The organism is Chitinophaga eiseniae, from assembly GCF_900167135.1.
GTDB lineage: Bacteria > Bacteroidota > Bacteroidia > Chitinophagales > Chitinophagaceae > Chitinophaga > Chitinophaga eiseniae.
This window is the reverse complement of the sequence record NZ_FUWZ01000001.1, coordinates 26,072-44,830: the sequence shown is the minus strand read 5'-3', so window position 1 is coordinate 44,830 and position 18,759 is coordinate 26,072. Positions and strand designations below refer to the sequence as shown.

11 protein-coding genes are annotated in these 18,759 nt (G+C 50.1%); 5 read left to right on the top strand and 6 right to left on the bottom strand.

Annotated elements, in window-relative coordinates; translation table 11 throughout:
• The first annotated feature begins 103 nt into the window (after nucleotides 1-103).
• Nucleotides 104-817 carry a metallophosphoesterase gene (locus B5D63_RS00155; RefSeq protein ID WP_078666770.1) on the top strand — a complete coding sequence of 238 codons (714 nt, stop codon included), beginning with the start codon at nucleotides 104-106 and terminating at the stop codon, nucleotides 815-817.
• On the opposite strand, the gene B5D63_RS00150 is transcribed toward B5D63_RS00155, so the two are convergent.
• The 6 genes from B5D63_RS00150 to B5D63_RS00125 all read right to left on the bottom strand — a co-directional run bounded on the left by B5D63_RS00150 (nucleotide 801) and on the right by B5D63_RS00125 (nucleotide 10,251).
• Nucleotides 801-1,403 (bottom strand): short chain dehydrogenase, encoded by a 603-nt coding sequence (locus B5D63_RS00150; protein ID WP_078666769.1) that lies wholly within the window; start codon nucleotides 1,401-1,403, stop codon nucleotides 801-803. The two genes, B5D63_RS00155 and B5D63_RS00150, sit on opposite strands and share 17 nt — an antisense overlap.
• Nucleotides 1,404-1,465: 62 nt before the next feature.
• On the bottom strand, nucleotides 1,466-2,332 hold the full coding sequence (locus tag B5D63_RS00145; RefSeq protein ID WP_078666768.1) for a helix-turn-helix transcriptional regulator: 867 nt from the start codon (nucleotides 2,330-2,332) through the stop codon (nucleotides 1,466-1,468).
• Between the two features lie 106 nt (nucleotides 2,333-2,438).
• The gene (locus B5D63_RS00140; protein ID WP_078666767.1) at nucleotides 2,439-2,753 is read right to left on the bottom strand and encodes a hypothetical protein; all 315 of its coding nucleotides are present in this window, start codon (nucleotides 2,751-2,753) and stop codon (nucleotides 2,439-2,441) included.
• 132 nt (nucleotides 2,754-2,885) lie between these two features.
• Nucleotides 2,886-4,220, bottom strand: coding sequence for a RagB/SusD family nutrient uptake outer membrane protein (locus tag B5D63_RS00135; protein ID WP_078666766.1), 1,335 nt, complete (start codon nucleotides 4,218-4,220; stop codon nucleotides 2,886-2,888).
• Nucleotides 4,221-4,231: 11 nt separating this feature from the next.
• Nucleotides 4,232-7,585 carry a SusC/RagA family TonB-linked outer membrane protein gene (locus tag B5D63_RS00130; protein WP_159455836.1) on the bottom strand — a complete coding sequence of 1,118 codons (3,354 nt, stop codon included), beginning with the start codon at nucleotides 7,583-7,585 and terminating at the stop codon, nucleotides 4,232-4,234.
• Nucleotides 7,586-7,635: 50 nt separating this feature from the next.
• Complete coding sequence (locus B5D63_RS00125) at nucleotides 7,636-10,251, bottom strand: zinc-dependent metalloprotease (RefSeq protein WP_078666764.1); 2,616 nt, start codon at nucleotides 10,249-10,251, stop codon at nucleotides 7,636-7,638.
• Nucleotides 10,252-10,681: 430 nt separating this feature from the next.
• On the opposite strand from B5D63_RS00125, the gene B5D63_RS00120 reads away from it, so the two are divergent.
• The 4 genes from B5D63_RS00120 to B5D63_RS00105 all read left to right on the top strand — a co-directional run bounded on the left by B5D63_RS00120 (nucleotide 10,682) and on the right by B5D63_RS00105 (nucleotide 18,717).
• Entirely contained in the window at nucleotides 10,682-12,235 is a 1,554-nt protein-coding gene (locus tag B5D63_RS00120) for a hypothetical protein (RefSeq protein WP_143312706.1), read from the top strand.
• Between the two features lie 383 nt (nucleotides 12,236-12,618).
• Nucleotides 12,619-17,004: a WGR domain-containing protein gene (locus B5D63_RS00115; protein ID WP_078666762.1), complete on the top strand. Its 4,386-nt coding sequence runs from the start codon at nucleotides 12,619-12,621 to the stop codon at nucleotides 17,002-17,004.
• Between the two features lie 96 nt (nucleotides 17,005-17,100).
• The gene (locus B5D63_RS00110; protein ID WP_143312705.1) at nucleotides 17,101-17,718 is read left to right on the top strand and encodes a sigma-70 family RNA polymerase sigma factor; all 618 of its coding nucleotides are present in this window, start codon (nucleotides 17,101-17,103) and stop codon (nucleotides 17,716-17,718) included.
• 45 nt (nucleotides 17,719-17,763) lie between these two features.
• Nucleotides 17,764-18,717, top strand: a complete 954-nt coding sequence (locus tag B5D63_RS00105; RefSeq protein WP_078666760.1) for a FecR family protein — start codon at nucleotides 17,764-17,766, stop codon at nucleotides 18,715-18,717.
• The last annotated feature ends 42 nt before the right edge of the window (nucleotides 18,718-18,759 follow it).

Genomic DNA, 18,759 nt, shown 5'->3' with positions numbered 1-18,759 from the left:
GCCCTTTTGAGGGACAAGGCCAAGTATAGACCTATCGGGATCTTTAGGGAGTGTGCATTGTTAAATGCAAAGAAAATATCATCATAAATTAGTATAATACACTATGATTATCATCGGTGACCTTCATGGCGGCTACCCGGAACTGCTCTCCCGGATCCGGAAATTCAAACTGGAAAATACCACTTTCATCCAGGTGGGCGACTGGGGCCTTGGTTTCCAGCCAGTGGCCCACGACCTGAAAGCACTTTCACAAATAGACAGCTTTATGCGCAGCAGTGGCAACCAACTGCTGATCATCAGGGGTAATCACGACCACAAATGGTTTTGGGACCAGGGACATACCTTCGGTCTGCAACACGTACTGCTGGTAAAGGATTATACTGTGATGGAAATAGCACAGCAGCGGGTGTTGTTTATTGGTGGCGGCATCTCCATAGACCGGCTCAACCGAACGACCGGCAAAACGTACTGGCCGGATGAAGAAATCGTCTATGATGAAACACTGCTAAACGCAGTCTGTCAGGCTGGTGTGGATATCGTCATCAGCCATATTGCACCGCGGGAGGCCTGGCCTTATACCTACAACGAAGTGGTGCAGCACTTCATCACGAAAGAACTGTCCAACGGCCATGACCTAGCTGCTGATCTTGAAAACGAGCGGCAGCTGATGAGCCGCATATACCATAAAGCTGCCGCTGCGGGATGCCATTCGTGGTACTATGGCCATTACCATGAATCACATACAGAAGAAAGGAACGGCATTACTTTCAGATGTGTATCTGTCATGGAGCTCTATTCCCCTACTCATACACCTTAATAATCCGGCCATTCACGGCTCCTTCCACACTCAGCAGGTAGGCGTTCGCCACCTTATGCATCGGTACCAGGTTATACCCGGGAAACAAGGCCCCGTAGCGTACCCCACTGTCTTCCACCAGACCGGGGCTTACGGCATTGATACGCTGGTCTCTTTTCAGCTCCTGGGACGCGCCCAGCACAAAACTGTTGACCGCTCCGTTGATCATCGCCACGCAGGTGCCGTTTTTTGCCGGCTGCTCCGCCGCCACGCCCGATGTCAGGGTAAAAGAACCGCCTTCGGTGAGATAATCTTTCCCTATCAGCACGAGGTTTACCTGTCCCATTAATTTACCCTGGATGCCGGCCGTCATATGTTGCCCGCGCATCGTGCCAAAGTCGCCGTAGTAACCGGTTCCTGCGGTGCAGATGCAGGCATCTACCGATTTCAGTGCCTTAAACATGTCTTCAATGGAGGTTTCGGAAGTGATATCCACCTGAATATCGCCGCTGTTGCGGCCTGCGATGATCACTTCGTGTCTGGAGGAGAGTGCCGCAGCTACTGTTTTTCCGATGGTACCATGGCCGCCAATCAGTACTATTTTCATGCTATTATGATTTTATAACACAAAATTATCCCGACGGCGGGCAACCGGATAGTCCGGACGGCTCAATCCATCGTCATTTCGGCTCGGATAGCCTGCGGGGTATGGCCGAACTTCTTTTTGAAGATGCGGATAAAATGGGAAGGATTGTCATAGCCGCATTGGGTGGCGATCTCCCCTACCGGCAACCGCGTATTGTCCAGCAGCAGGCGGGCATGCTGCAGCCTTTGTTCATTGATCCACTGCCGGGGCGGCATGTGGTACAAACGCTGGAAGTCGCGCTTAAAAGAAGCCAGGCTGCGGTTCGTCAGGCTGGCCAGGTCTTCGAGGGTTACCGGCTGCAATAGATAGTTTCGCATCACCTCGTCCAGGTCTTCCGGCCCGGTGCTGAGTGCTGCGGTGATAAAATCCGCCACCTCGCGCCGGTGCTCGCCGTTCATCAGCAGTAATAATATCTCCCTTTGTTTCAGGGCCAGCAGCTGGCTGGTATACACCACCGGCTTGTCGAAATACAGGCGCAGGTGAGCTTTAAATGCCTGTACCAGCTCATTCCCTTCAAACACGGCATAGGGTGCTGTGGAAGGTGATTTGCTGTGTTGAAAAAACGGCTCGGTGGCCATACTTTTCAACAGTTTCACCGGCAGGAACAGCATCAGGGCTTCGAAGTCCAGCCCCTCCTCGATGTATTCCGCCATCACGTAAATCCCTTTCTTCAGCAATACGACGGTATCCGGGCCGGCTTCTACCGTGGTTTCCGGCAGATGCAGCAGTTTCACTCCCTTCGTCACAAAGATGAGGGAGTGCTCAGTCACAAAAACGGTACGTTTACCGGCAACAGATTCCTGCTTCAGCTTGGCAAAGATTTCGCCGTTACCGGTAAGGAAAGAGGTGTCGGCAGCAGGAACGGATATGGGTGGAAAGCGGTGAAACATAGTTTCCCGAAAATACCATTTATTTTTTATACGTTCTTACTGCCAAATCACATTCAGTCGGGGGAATAACATCCCCTAAACCACCACAGAAGGAATTAAATTGATTTTAACTATAGACTCCCCAATCTCTCACAAAAAACCAATTAGGTGTCCAGGTAACAAATTCTGAAGGATCAAAACTAGTTTCCATGAATTCCATTGCTACGATTTGATCTGGGAGTAATGAAAGAACATGATTTTGTTTATCGCTTTCATAATCCCATAGATGATACCGATTATCTTTATTGGTTGCTCTTCTGCTTGGTCCAAAATCCATAGGCGCGCATAACCTGCACAACGTTGCCCCATCCTCTTTTGAAAAAAAGGTCAATTTGATCTTGGTCTTACCTGCAATAGCCTTCTTAAAATCACTTTGATACATTGATATGAGTTTTTGATACTACATACAACAGCATACTTCATCGAAAGTGGAATGGATTTATATATATTTCAAAAATAAAAGCCCCCGGTATAAAAACCGGAGGCTTCTCAAGCTTCTGTATATCTTATATCCTTACTCTGCCAGCAAGGGATTGCTGGCGACAGCATCGGTCGGTATTTTGATCGTATAGCGCGGATCACCGGCCTGCAGGGTGACTGTCTTCCCTTTTACGGTATGTTCAATCCGTGGCTGGGTGGTCCTGCGCAGGTCAAACCAGCGGTGCCCTTCGAAGGCCAGCTCACGGAAACGTTCGTCCTGTATTTCTTTCAACAGGTCGTTGCCTGTGAGCGCGCTGATGCGGGCAACTTCCGCCTGATAAAAATCAGGGGTCAGCCGGTTCTTTTTCAGCTCGTTCAGATAGTGAAGGGCCTGGGCTGGCTGATGGAGATGCGCGGCGGCTTCTGCTGCTGTCAGGTATACCTCTGCCACGCGGAAAGACTGCCGGAAGCTATTGTTATTACCGGTTTTCAGAACGATATTATTCTGTTTACTGTCTTTACCGTAGAAAATTTTCAGGCGGAGATCACCAGCAGTATTATACAAAGCATATAACTGATCGGATACAAAAGCAGTCAGGATAGCGTTGTTGGTATAGTTCTGCTCCAGCGCCTGCAGCGACTCAGGTGAATTATACGTGGTAGGCAGCGTGGTGCTTTTGTTAAAATCCACCAGGGCCGACTTCTTCTCCAGCACGGCTTTAGCGGCTGCCAGCGATTTATCCCACTGATGGGTATAAAGATATACTCTTGCCGCCAGCGCCAGGCCGGACATTTTGGAGAAGCGGTAGGAAGCAGTGGTCTCGAACTGTTCTACATTCACCAGTTTCAGACCAGCCTCCAGGTCAGCGATCACCTGGTCATAGGTTTCTTTGACAGTATTGCGCGGAGTGGCTTTCTGCAAGTCTACCTTAATGATGACCGGCACCGCTTTGTCGACAGCAGCGGTAGCTTCGTTATATGGCTTGCCGTACAGATTCACGAGGTTAAAGTGTGTGTAAGCTCTCAGCAGGAAAGCTTCCCCCGCCAGTTGGTCCTTTTGAGCCTGTGTACCTTCTGTAGCACCGCCCACCGCATCAATAATGTGGTTGGCATAGAATATCAACTGATAGTTGGCCCGCCAGTTATAGGTAGACTGGTTGGCCCCGTTGTTTTCTTCCCAGAAATAATTGGGCCTCAGCAGGTTCACATCTCCGGAACGGCTTTCATTCATTTTGATTTCATCGCTACGGTAAGACGCGAGGCCTTTATCATAAGTAACGATAGTATAGGCCCCATCCATTTCTTTACGGAAATCTTCCACGGTAGTAGGAACCACTTTTCCTACCGGAACGATATCCAGGTATTTTTTGCAGGAGGAGAAAGCAGTCAATGCTGCGATCAGCCCGGTGGTATATATTACTTTACGCATGTGTTACAGTTTTAGAAAGTAGCATTCAGGCCGATGGTGAATGTTTTGGGAATAGGCTGTGCGTAGATGTTACCCATCGTTTCCGGGTCCATATAGCCGTCGTAGTTAGCACCAAATACAAACGGATTGCGCACTTCACCGGTTACCTTCAGGCCTTTCAGGCGGATGCGGTTGCACACATCCTCTGGCAGGCGGTAGCCCAGCGTGATGTTACGTACGCGTACATAACCCGCATCCCGGATCCACATACTCAGATTAGCGTACTGGTAGTACTTATCTTTCAGCCAGTTGCCCAGCAGCCGCACATCTTCCGGCGTCTGCGGTCCGGCGCCAAACAACCCGGGATACTGTCCATTAGGGTTGGAGGGCGTCCAACGGTCGAGGATAGCGGTGGTCGTGTTAGCGCCTCGGTCAAAGTAGAACGGATTGAACGGCGGCTGTACCTGTACTTTCTGCCCCAGGTTGAACAGGAGGCCAACAGACAGATCAAAACGTTTGTAGGTAAAATTGTTATTAAGGCCACCGGTATACAGCGGATCAATATTACCCATGTTACGGAACAGCGCTCGCTGCTCATCGTTAGACAAGCCGGAGTAAGGGAACAGACCTCCCAGGTCCGGATCACCGGCAAAGTCATCGCCCAGTTTCAACAGCTCGGACAATGACATCGTTTTACCATCGTGATTCACCATGATCATACCGTGCTCATTGAGGCCGGCATAGTCAATACCCCAGATAGTCCCGGTAGGATGTCCTTCCCTGGAAGGGAAATAGGAATTGTCTGCCAGCGTCTCGCGCAGCACCGTGTTTTTGTTATAGGAGAAGTTAAAGTCGGTCGTCCAGCGGAAATCCTTACGGGTGATGTTACGCGTGCTCACACTTACTTCCACTCCGCGATTACGCATCTCTGCCCAGTTCACCGCCATATTCTGGAAACCGGTTTCCAATGCCAGCGCATAGATGTTGATCAGGTCTTTACCGTGACGGTCGTAGTAATCAGCCGTAATGCTGATCCTGTTTCTCAGGAAGCTCAGATCAATACCAATGTTTTTGTTGATCGTCTTTTCCCAGCGTAGTTTGGCATTCGGAGGAGTTTCCACGCGGATCACCTGTATCGGGTCACCCGGCAGAATAGGTACGTTGTAGTAAGTACCCATCACGAAAGGAGATGTGTTTTTATCCACGTTACCCTGCAGACCATAGGATGCGCGTACGTTCAGTGTATTGATGAAACGTACGTTACGCATAAAAGGTTCTTCCATCACACGCCACAGACCACTCACGGACCACAGCGGCAGGTATTTGTATTTGGGGTCCACGCCAAACATGTCGGAGCCGTCAAACCGGATGCTACCACCCAATGTATAGCGGTTATTCAGTGTATAGCTTCCCGTACCAAAGAAAGATACAAATGCATTTTCCACATAGGTGTTCCTGTTGGTATACAGGTCTTTCGCATCGTTGTCATTCTGGAATTTGATCGGAATAGTGGTCAGTGTTTTAGGATCAAAACCATAACCGGTAGTGGTCTGGTATTTATCTTTTACCCTTCTCACCTCATTACCCACCATGAAGTTAAAATCATGGTTTTTATTCAGGTTGAAGCTATACTCCGCCATCGTTTTGAGCGTGTACTGCTGCATATTGCGGTTGGTATTGGTAATCACACCGCCTTTAGGAAGGATGGTTTTCTGCGTACCGGTAGCCGGATCAAACCGCATGTTCTGATCAGCCAGCAGGCGTACGAAGTAAGTATTTCCCAATGCGATCTGTTCTCCGGTGGTGATATCGGACTGGATACCCAGCTGAGAACTGATGTGCAAGCGGGGGACCACTTCATAATCCAGTTTGAAGTTGGTGTTGACTGACTGTGTCTTCAGGGTGTTGCTGGTGTTTTTGCGTTCTTCCAGCAGGTTGAAGTCCACCACATTACGATCACCGCCGATGTTCCGGTCATACACATAGTTTCCGCCATCGTCGTACACGGGCGTGTACGGGTTGGCCAGGCGGGAGTATTGCACCGGGTTGGTGTTACCACCTCTGTTGGTATTAAAGGATGTCTGCGTACGCTGATTGGCGAAGATACCGGCAGAGAATTTCAGTTTGTCAGTGATATCGTAATCTGTTTTCAGGGTGATGTTATAGCGGTTGGCGCCTGTACCGATGGTAGCGCCTTTTTCGTCGTAATAACCGCCGCTGAAATAATAAGTGGATTTATCACCGCCACCGGACACACTTACGCTGTGTTCCTGTGTGAAAGCGCTGCGGAAAATGAGGTCATTCCAGTTGGTATTGATGCCTCTCAATGCATTAATCTCGTTACGCGCAGCCGGGTTGATGCCATCAAATCCTTTAGAAGAAAGGTCTGCCGGCGTTACATTGTATTTATTGAGGATGCGGGACACACTGCCGTTATTGGCGAGATAGGTAAAATCTGAGGTGAACAGGTCCAGCTCAAGGTTTACTTTCTGGTCGCTGTTCAACAGGTTGAGGCGGCCCAGGTCAGGCTTCTGCGTAAACGTAAAGTTGTTACGGTAGTTGACGGACATCCGTTCGCTTTTCTTACCGGATTTGGTGGTGATCACGATCACCCCGTTGGCGGCGCGGGCGCCATAGATGGCCGTAGCAGCCGCGTCTTTCAGCACCGTAATGCTTTCGATATCGGAAGGGCTGTAACCGGCGATAGCGGTGGTATACAGCTGATCGATGGACTTGGCGTCTTCGGCGGAAGGCAGGTTGGTGCCTTCAATAGGCAGTCCGTCGATGACCCACAGCGGGTCCTGCGTTCCCTGTAGGGAAGACGTACCACGGATACGGATTTTAGCCGCCTGGCCGGGCGCGCCGGACTGCGGTGTAATAGCCACGCCGGAGAGCTGCCCCTGCAGCATCTGCTCTACGCTCATGACACCGGCCACTTCTACTTTATCCATGCTGATCTTATCGATAGCGCCGGTAGATTTATTCTTTTTGATGGTCTGGTAGCCGGTGAACACAAACTCGTTCAGGTTTTTACCGGAGGAAGACAAAGCCACTTTATAGTGGTTGCTGGCAGTGAGGCTCAGCAACTTTGTTTCATATCCCATATAACCGATGGTCAGCTGCTTTACAGACAGGGAGTCCGGCAGTTTCAGGGAGAACTCCCCTTTTTCATCGGTAATTGCTCCGATGCTGATGTTTTCGATCACATTCTCCGTACCGGTAGCGGCGCCGATGGTTTTGTTGCTGGCATATACAGACACGCCCGGCAAAGCCTCACCGGAAGTGGCATCCACGACTTTACCCTTCACGATGCGCGGTGCGGTCTGCGCCTGCGCCAGGAAAGGAGAAAGACAAGCTGCCAGCAGCAGGCAAAAGACTTTTGCCAAAATCTGATTTTTTTTCATTGTTGACAGATGTACAGGTTGATGATTGATTTTTATTTGTTGTTCAGCGCTTGTTGCATACGGATGACCAGGTCATTGTAATGGTCGGCGGTAGCGCGGTCACTGGTATTTTTACGGCTGTTGAGCAATTGTATCAGGCGTACCATCTCGCCTCTTTTGGCGCTAACGGCGTCAGATACACGATGAATAGAGAAATACTGCAGGTTGCGGGAAGCACGTTCTGCTTCCTGCTGCTGCGGCTGCAGGGCGAAGGTGCAGAAGTGGTCCATCGCTGCCGGCGCAAATTCTTCCTGCAGTTTTTTAGCATCCGGGCGGGCCACGGATTTATCGATGCTCACAATCAGCGCATCCACGAAACCTTTCTGGCTGTTGCGTTCAAAGATGTCCAGTGCCTGGCCTTTGATGGTTTTGGCAAAGAGGCCGTTGTGCAGATCGCGCATCAGATCAGATACGGTATAGGCAGCGGAGCCGTTGGCCGCTTCATTTTCCATCATGCGGGACAGGCGCTCGTCACGCAGCACGTCATAGAAGAAGAAAGACTGTAACCCTTTGGCATATACGAGTGCGCCATATTCTATATTTCCGATAGGGCTCTCTTTGATCGGATAACTTTTAGCGTAGATCTCATTTTTAAACAGCCATGCAGGGGTATTAAATACCTCTTCCAGCAGGTATTTCACGGCTTCCTGCTGTTTCTTTTTAGGCACATGTACGTAGCTGTTCTGTTGCTGTCCGAATACGGTAGGCGTTACATAGATACCTCCTACGGAGGCCATCACATGATAGCCATACTGGTTCCACTGCCCGATGGCGCTATTGAGCATTTTACCGGCTTCGTCGTAGGTATGACCTTCTTCGCGGGTCCAGCTGAGGATCTGCGGCACAATACGTTTCAGATTCTGCAGACCGTAGCGGCTGGCTTTCACGGCGTCGTTGCCCAGGTCTTCGATCTGCGCGCGCGGATCGATGGCGTCACGGATGTCCTGCTGCTCGCCGAAAGCGTACAGCGGATCATTTTCGTGTGCGCGTAACTGTTTGTTCAGCTCCGGCAGTTCATCGTGTGGGTTCTGGCCGGTATAGCGGTAAGCCCAGCCGATCGCGAACTTATCGTACACGCCGATGGCGGGGGTGATCTGGGTTACGTTGTCGCCTGGCTGCGCCACGTAGTTAAAACGGGCGTAGTCCATGATAGACGGTGCGGTGCCACCCATGCGGGCAGTAAATCCGGGAGAGCGCAGGGAGTCCACATCGAAAGCGTAAGAGCTGCCCATGTTATGCTGTAGTCCCAGGGTATGACCTACTTCATGGCTGGATACAAACCGGATGGCATGGCCCATCAGGGAATCGCTGAAGTGGTTGCCACGGGCACGCGGATCGATGGCGCCGGTCTGGATACGTATCCAGGAATGAAGGGTGCTCATCACGTTGTGCCACCAGATGATGTCGGCTTCGAGAATTTCGCCGGAACGGGGATCTATCACTGAGGGCCCCATAGCGTTGGCTTTAGCAGAAGCTGCGTAGGTCACCACAGAATAGCGGGCGTCGTCACCGTCAAAATCCGGGTCGTTTGTCGGCGCATCTTTCGCGATAATAGCATTTTTAAAACCGGCTGCTTCAAAAGCTTTCTGCCAGTCTTCGATACCGGCTTTGATATAAGGGCGCCACTGGGCGGGCGTGCTGGCGTCGATGTAATACACGATCGGTTTCTTTGGTTCTACCAGTTCACCGTTTTTATACCGCTGCAGGTCTTCCGGCTTAGGCTCCAGTCTCCAGCGGGTGATCAGCTCCCTTTGCTCCAGTTTATGCTGCGCATCGCTGAAATACCAGCGGGGCGTGGTAAAGAGACCCACTCTCCTGTCGGCGAAGCGGGGCTTCATCGGCTGTTCGCTGAGCAGTACCAGGTTGGTCGTGGTTTCGATGGATACTTCCACGCCGGTGATTTTGGCGGTCAGCTCGGATTTGGCCACTACGTTGTCCTGGAAGGATTTGATGCCACGGATGCGGGACAGGTCTTTAATAGGAGAACCCGGCAGGCCCAGTGATTCGAAAACGTTGTTGATACTGCTGTTGGAGCCGTCAAACAATTTGGAGACGTTCACCACAAAGGCGGACGTGTCTTTGTTATAGGCTTCTATCTTGAACTGATCGATCAGCGACGGGATAAAGTTGTCCGCTACCGACTGCGCAATGGCGTTGTTGGCGGGGACTTCCAGGAAAGGATTTTGTTTGCGCAGGAAAATTTTATTCAGCAAGGTATCCCGTTCAAAGGTGATTACCATATTGGCGTAGTTCATCCCTTTGTTAACACCCGCTTCGTTGAGCTGCTCCGGCACTTTGGACAGTTTGTTCACGACCAGTATCTGGCGGCCGGCCAGCTTCAGGGGGATCTCGAAGTAATAATCTGTCTTCACCCGGTGTACCTTAAATAGGCCGTCTACCGTTACCGCATCCGCCGTAATCACCTCCTTGTAAGGCTTCATCCCTTTGGTGTCGGTTTTCTTTTTGGCAGTCGTGTCGGCAACAACGGCAGGGGTTTTCTTGCCGAAAAACCAGCCATGTTTCTTTTTCGATTGCGCCATTACATCAGCAGATGTAACGAGGGCTACGCATGGCAGTAGCCATAACAGTTTCCTGTAGTTAGCGTGCATAGATAGGAGTTGTTAAGATTGTACAGACAATACTTCAGGGAACAACAATCCGGCCCGCTGGTACAGGAACGGCTGAGGTGATGAAATGCCACAGCTAAGCCCAGCGAGGGCCGGGCTACAAAGGACGAATAACAGATTTGCTACAAGTATTGGGTGCTGATGATCTCAATTTGGGCACAGGCAATCTCTTACAAGCAAAATGGTTTCCAGGTTAACATTTTTTTAACCTTGAGGGCGCAAAATTATTGAAAAGTATGCTTGTAACCGTTTTTTACGTGATAACTTTTAATATAACCCCGGCGAAACAGTGGAAAGTTGGCCACGGACGGGCATCGCCGTTCATAACATTTTTTAAAACGTTATAGGCGGAATTAAAATGTCCTAAAAATATGGTAGATTTAGGTTGTTAATCACGGTATCCCCTATATATATGAAAAATTATTGTGGTCTTGTTGTTGCCTTTGCGCTGATGGCCGCAGCCAGCATTTTCTCCTGCAAAAAAGATAAATTTAGACAGCCTTCAGCAGAAAATGTAAGACTTAGCATTGACAGCCTGACGATGACCCAATTTTATGCCTTGCGGATTTATGTATCCTGGAATATGCCGGATGGCTATGTGCTGGATCCGAATGTACCGACAGATAAAAAAGCAAGCGAACACGGAATTTGCTATAATTATACCGGCAATCCAACCATTAGCGATTTTAAAAAAAAGGAGTATGCTGGCAACGCGCCCGACTACGTGTCATTATATTTACCTGAATCCTTTCGTACTATCTACTTTCGGGTATACGTCATCATTAATGATATCCCCTACTACAGTTCGCAAAAATCAATCTCTACCTCCGGACTGCGGGATCCGTGGGAGAAAGAGCTCATAAGTGGTGACTTTTTCGATATCAGAGAGGTTGTCTATGACGATAATTACGGCTTTGCCATATTGGGAAGCGTTCACACGACAGACTCTCCGGATAGTTGCTGGGCAAGACTGATTAAAGTGGATGGTGAAGGTAATATACAATGGAGCAAAGATTATCGCGACCACTCATATTACCAACCTTACCAACTGCTAAAGACCCGCGATGGCTATGCGATCATCAGCGGCAGAAAAGACGCTGCAGAAGGAGATATACTTATCACAAAAATCAATGCAAGCGGTGTGCAAGTCAATAGATTTGTATTAGACAATGCTGTTAATACACTGAAGGGCGTTTATGAAAACAGTGGACAACAGCTGGTTTTATACACGACAAAGCAACACAAAAATGAGTCTAGCGGAGCAATCTGGACCTGGATACTAGACTGGCCCGACCAGGCTGTTGGAGAAATCAACTACAATGTATACGATGACTTCTATCAGGGAGGTGAAGCAAAAAAGTCTATAGGCAACCCTGAAGGATGGACATGTATAAGATATATACATATTGGATCCATACTGAACGTTACTCATTATGGTGCGGATAACCATTACAAATGGAATCATGAAATTGAGTCGAACGAATTTGGACCGAAATCCGGAACCATGGCAGGTGTAAATATCAGGCTGAATATTCAAAAAAACCCGGTGGTATTAACTTATGCAACTTTTACCCCACGAAGAAGCATCAGTTCACTTGCAGTATTGGACGCTAATACCGGACGACTGTTGTGGCAGGGATTTATCTATGATCCCACCTTTTCCATACGATCAAATGGACGAACGATGGCAACTGATTTCTGTCAGGACATAGATGGCAATTATTATTCCACAGGAACCTCCCAATCGGTTGACTCCAACAGGGTATCACGCTTTATCTTTAAACACAACGCAGAAGGACGTGCCCAATGGTATTACAGAGTATCTGAAACCGATGCTATTACCCGAAAAAATGTCCATTCCATTTTAATAACACCGGAAAAAATGATCTATCTTTTTGGAACACAGAAGCCGGAGGGAGCCTCTGAAGCCAACACGCGACTGTACATATTCAGGGCAAAAGAATAATATGTCTATTTTTATAAATATAATATTTCACAAAAGACACCTTGCCAAAATCCTTTACTATACGCACTTCCGTAACCGCGCTATCCAATGCTGAGGTATGAAAGCGCTCGCCACCATCTTATGTAGGTACCAGTTTTTATCGCTGATGGAGTATTTAAAGATAATCACCCGCGTCCATAACCAGCTGCTGCTAACAAGGGTATAAAAATGGTTCATTATACGGTGTTTTAGTGCCTTAAAGATCCTCCTTTTCAGGGATCTTTTTTCTATCCCTTTGTGCTATCTTAGCCCCGTTGTAAACCCGTCACCTATGTTTCAGTGCCCCAGCCCCATCCAAAAGTTGCGGTCCGGAAACTGCCGCAACGGAGAAATGAAAATACCACATGAAAAAGAAATTTATCTATCAGGACGACAAGTCACACAAATTCTGGGACATTACGGCCGACGGAACGACCATCATCGTCACTTTTGGCAAGGCCGGCACGCAGGGACAGACACAGGCTAAGACCTTCGCCACGGAGGATGAATGCCGCACGGCCGCCGATAAACTCATGGCGGAAAAAACAAAAAAAGGGTATCAGCCTGTAGAGGAAGCCTCCCGGCCCGCCGAAGACGCCGGCGACTTACACCTGCCAGCTCCCTTATATGACGATATTCTCGCCATGGCCGCCTATCTGGAGGCCCACTGGCCGGAACAGGTACTGGAAATACATCCCGTTTCCGAAGCGCATATCCGGAAAATGGAAACCACGTCCGGCCTGCTCTTTCCGCCGGCATTTATGGCTTTCTGGCGCAACAAAGGGTACTTCTACTTTGAAAAAGGAGAGTTCCTCTGCTCCGTATACGCTTACAATGATAACGCCGAAAACGCCACAACGCTTTACAATCTGCTACAGTACTTCCTGAAAATTTACCGCTGCCCGAGCGAATGGCTGGAGCGGGAGAAAATACTCCTGTCTCACTGCTGGATGCTGGGCATGATCATGAACGACGAAGAAAAATGGTTCTATTTTCTCGATCCGCTGGGAGAAGTACACAGTGTATATATTCAGCCATCCTTCACCGAGGTGAATGACGATATCATGACCGCTGAATTTGCGACGCTGCTGGCGAAGAAAGACGCTTTCCAGCTGCCTGCGGCGGAAGAAGTGGTCACAGCAACAGTAGCCGGAGAGGAAGAAACAGCGGCGGAAGAAGCGGACGGAGACGATGGCTCGGAAGCCCGTGCCTTCATCGCACAACACCAGCTGGAACAGCTCTCCTATCAGGAGGTACTGGACAGACTGGGCACCACCGCACTATTCGACTATTGGGACTCCGACGATCACGACCCCGCCGATACAAACTGGAGCACCGAGGATTATGAAACAGAGCGAGACTATTTCGAAGACTGTTCCCCTATCCTTTTCCGTGACGGGGACCTCTACATAGACGGCGACCTGAGACTGCCCAACAGCCGCCTGGGCCTGATGGTGGTAAAGGGCAATATGACCATCCGCGGCCAGGTGTCTTCCTTCACGCCTTATTATGTAACAGGCGATAGTACCATTGATTTTCTCCACCTGGATTCCTTCCAGAAAACCGTCGGTACGGAAAACGTGCGATACATAGCCCTGGCCATGGGCCAGGACGATGAGGTGGTCCATACCATGCCGCACCGGAAAATAAACGCGCCTTATTTCTTCTCCTGGTTTTATAACCTCCGTTGTTTTGATTTTGAGCCGCAAACGCTGATTACGGCCATGTACAACACCGACGACCTGTCGGCCTATAACACTTCCAACGCCCTGCTGGCCTGGCACGAGTATATGTATGCCTTCCGCCCGGAATTCTGCGGCCGCATCAGCGAGGACTGGCACGATGCGTTTACAGTCTCCACTTTAGCGACGTATGAAGCCCTGCGCGAAAACCACCCCATACTGCTGGACGGTGTGACGCTTAAAGGGATCCAGCTGGTCCGCGAAGGCGAACAGCTGAAAAGGCAGGATGATTTTGCGGGAGCATACCAGTGCTTTAAAGAAGCGACAGCTGTATCGCCGGGGTATTATTGGGCTTATTATCAGGCTGGCAACGTACTCTATGGACAGAAAGCCTACACCCAGGCGATGGCGTTTTTTGCGAAAGGCATTCCGCTTACCCCTGAAAAAGTGGAATATGAGATTGCCTGTATGCAGGAAGCTGCACTCTGCGCCGCGATAACCGGTGCTGATGACAAAGCAATGCAATGGGCGGAGATGGCCGTGCAGAAGTCTGCTTCCCCCTATTTCTGCCTGCGGATCATCGGCGAAATACTGATTCGCCAGCAACGGCTGGAAGAAGCCAAAAGCTATCTTGAAAAATCGATTGCTCTCAAAACCATTTTTAGCAACACCTGGTTGTTGGGATTAATATACCACCTGCAGGGAAATGAACAAGAGGCCGACAAGTATTATAAGGCTGCTTCCGAAAAGAATAAGAAGGTCCGTCCTTATACCACACACACCGACCTCTCCTATTTTTACGGAACACCCGTTACTGTCAACTGGGACAGCCAAAAGCCCACTGCTACTGTAAAAGACCAGGCCTACTGGGACCAGTTCTTCGCCGACGCCGTGCAACAGTACGGTCCGGACCTGTACAATAAAATGTGGCATAAGCTCACCACCATACCTGAACAGTACCGCAGCGGCAACATGCTGCTGACTCTTATGCAACACCAGTACCTGGGCGATTACGATGTGGAGGGCAATCTGCTCCAGCACTTCTCCCCGGAGCTGATCACGCCGGAGATAGCGCTGCTAGCCGTAAGCCGGGAGGAAGCCTGCCATTATCAATACATCCCTCCGGCCTTGCTCACCGATGCTGTTTTCCAGGCAAATCCGACAGTCCTCGATCTCAGCTATGTATCGGAAGAAAGAAAAACATATGATCTTTGTTTCCTGGCCGTCTGCAACAACCAGTACAACTTTACGCACGTACCCGCAGCCTTCCGGGATGAACGTATGAACATCGCCCTGATCGCCGGCGGCGTGCTGGGGAGTTCATCCGGCAAGGTGCTACCGTCGAAATACTATACCAGCGAATATATACAACAGGCTATCGACCTGGGCATACACGTTATAGAACGTATCCCCGCGCAATATGTGGATAAAGCAGTATACGATTATGCCATTGCCAGGTACAGTCAGCAGCCGGAATGGCCTTTCATCGTGGAGCAGTTTGACCGTCAGCGCTGGCGTTATGGCTCCCGGTACGACATCGCACGGCTCGGCAAACTGATACTGCATCATGGGATGGACATCTTTAGGCATATCCCCCCGCGAGCTGTCAACCAGCAAAGCTACCAGTACATTAAAAAACATCTCGGCGATCAGCCGGACTTTGAGGAGAAAGTAAAACAATATGGCTGGGATACCCGTATGAACGTTGTCTTTGAAGCTGCCCGGGAATTTGATTACGATACCTTCAGTAAAGTATGGGCCTGTTTCTGGGATGAAGACTTCATCATCAGCGCCCTCACAGCCCACGAGCCGAATTCCAGCGAACGGATCTACGGCGTGCCGCCACAGTACCTCACTCAGAAAATCTGTGATATCGCCGTTAAACGCAATTCCTACGATTTTCAGTTTGTGCCGAAGCAATTTGTCACCCCGGCCATGTGCGAAAACGCCTGCTCCCAGCACTATGGCGCTGCCCTGGAATATGTACCGCTGGCCATGCGTACGGAGAAAGTATGCAGCCTGGCGCTGGAACGCGGTGCAGAAACCATCCGCTTTGTGCCGCTGGCGCTGCGCACCGTGCAGCGTTGCATGCAGGTAATCATCAACAACACCACCTATCTCAAATTCGTTCCCTATGAGCATTACACCGAGGTATTCACCCTCCTGCTTCAAAAACAAAAGGCACGTTTGTATGAAGACATGATGCTGGTCAACCTGGGACTTGGCCTGATCCATCAACACCAATATGCCGATGCCCGCACACAGCTGCTGGCAGTAGAAAGATCGTCGGAGGTACGCGACCACAACCAACACCAGGCATTGTATTATACCGGATGGAGTTACTATCTCGAAGGCGACAGCAAACGGGCGACCGAATACTGGCGTCAGGCGCAGGATATCGCCAGGACCCGTAAGATCGGCAAAGAACACTGGCTCACCTTTTCCTACGATGACTTCCAGCTGCCGTCTGTAAGCGATGTTTATGAATTCAGCCGGGATGATTTCAGCCACAATATGCGGGAAGCAGGTTTGCTTATCGACAGCAATAACTACCCGCTGGCGCTGGAGCTGCTGGCACAGGCAGAGAAACAACTGCAGGACGCCCAATGCACGGAAATGTGGCTGTGGGCACAGGTATGGGACCACCAGCGTTTTGCGCTTTATGAAGCCGGCCAGCGGGACGCCTCGCTGGAAGTATGCCGGAAAATGATCACCGAACTGGGGAAACTTTCTCTCTGGGACTATCTCGAAGAGTATACTCCTATCCGTGCGGCCTTACGCAATGCACATAACAGCCTGGCGTACCGTTGCTATGAAACCGCGCAGGACCTGCAACAGGTAAAAGAAGGGCTGCAGCATATTAAAACCACGATGAAGACGATCTCTCCGATCGAAGAGAGAAGTGCGCTGTACCCGTTCTACGAAACGCAGGCACTGCTGTGGTATAAAGCCATGCAGTTCGACACGGCCTATCAGAAAGACTTCCGGAAAGGCATGGAAAAAATCGATAAGATGAAGCTGAAAGAAAAAGGATTTCTCAGTGCAGACTTCCCGGAGAAAGTAAAATAAACATTATCAAAAAACATCATTGAATGGCTTTTAGTAAATACTAAAAGTCATTCTTAATATTCAGTTCACATCTGCTGTCTAAGTTTGCTCCCGGATATGGAAAAGCTAACGGACCATCGGTTGTTATTATTGATTCAGCAGGGGAATCACACAGCTTTCACCGCCTTTGTCAACCGCTACTGGGAAGAAGTTTATACCTATACGAAATCGCGGATCAGACAAGGGGCGGACGCCCAGGATATTGTGCAGGATATTTTTATCAGCTGCTGGAACAACCGCGGGCACCTGCATGCCGGCGTCAACGGGCGGCTTACGGCCTATCTCTACCAGGCTGCCCGTTATGCCATCATCGATTATTTTTCCAGACCGGGGGTTACTATTTACAACGATATACTACTGGAAGCCGCGGCCGACAGGCAGATGGAAAACAACGCGGAAACGCAGCTGTACATGAAAGAGCTGGAACATCATATCCGGCAGGAGGTGGATCAGCTGCCAGAGCGCCTTAAAACACCTTACCTGTTGAGCCGCGAAGGCAATCTGAGCCTCAAAGACATCGCACTGCAAATGTCGCTTTCCGAGCAAACGGTGAAGAACAACATTACGCTGGCGCTACGTATCCTTCGCACACGGCTGCATGGCAATGAACATTATCTCAGTACCTTACTTTTATTGCTGGCAATTCCCTCTTATAACAACTTAATAATTCCGTAACACAACATAGCGGTACTTACCGTCCGCCGGAGAGATTCTCTCTGTATGGACCATCCGCAACAACATCAGGGCGGCGCCAAAGCGCTGCTGACAAGATACCTCCAGGGCAATGCCTCTCCTAAAGAACAGGAGCAGGTGGAGTACTGGTACAGTACCCTTCATGCCCCTGCTTCATCTGCCTTATCTCCCGAAGAGCGGGCGATATTGCAGCAGTCAATACTGCAGCATGTCATCCGGCAAACACTACCCGCAAAACCACTTTATCAGCGGGCGTGGCTGCGATATGCCGCAATGACAGCACTCTTCGTCAGCCTGGGCGGATGGCTCTACACACGCTACCAGCCGGCCCCCCCCCTTATTGTGCAAACAGGCGTGGGGACAACCAGGCAGCTCCTCCTGCCGGACAGCAGTATCGTGACCCTCAATGCAGGCAGTACCCTGCGCGTGGCAGCCCACTTCGGACAGCACGAAAGAACGGTCACACTGGACGGAGAAGCTTTTTTTGTGATACATCCCGACCCGGCGCGCCCCTTCAGGGTGAAGCATGGTCCGCTGACCACCACCGTGCTGGGCACCGCTTTTAACGTCCGCAGCTATCCCGGCGGAGAGAACGCCAGGGTGGCAGTTGCCAGCGGAAAAGTACAGGTAGCTGCAGCCGGCAAAAATTATATCCTGGAAAATAACGAGACCCTGCAATATGACAACGGGAGCGGCCTTGTCATCAAAGGGCACGAAGATACCGCCCTGATAGGCCAGTGGCAGCAGGCTATACTGGACTTCAACGGCTATACGCTGGCGGGCATGGCAACGGAACTGCAGCGGCAGTATCCTGTCCGTATACAGCTGTATACCACCCCTGCCGACACCGCCCATTATAATATCCGCTTCCGCAGGGAAAACATTCACAATATCCTCGATGTATTAGCCGGTCTTACCGGTATCACCTATAAACAAGAAAATAAACAAATCATCATTTACAGTAAAACCTATGCACACTAGTCATTAGACCAACAAAAAACCGGAAGTGCTACCAACACCCCC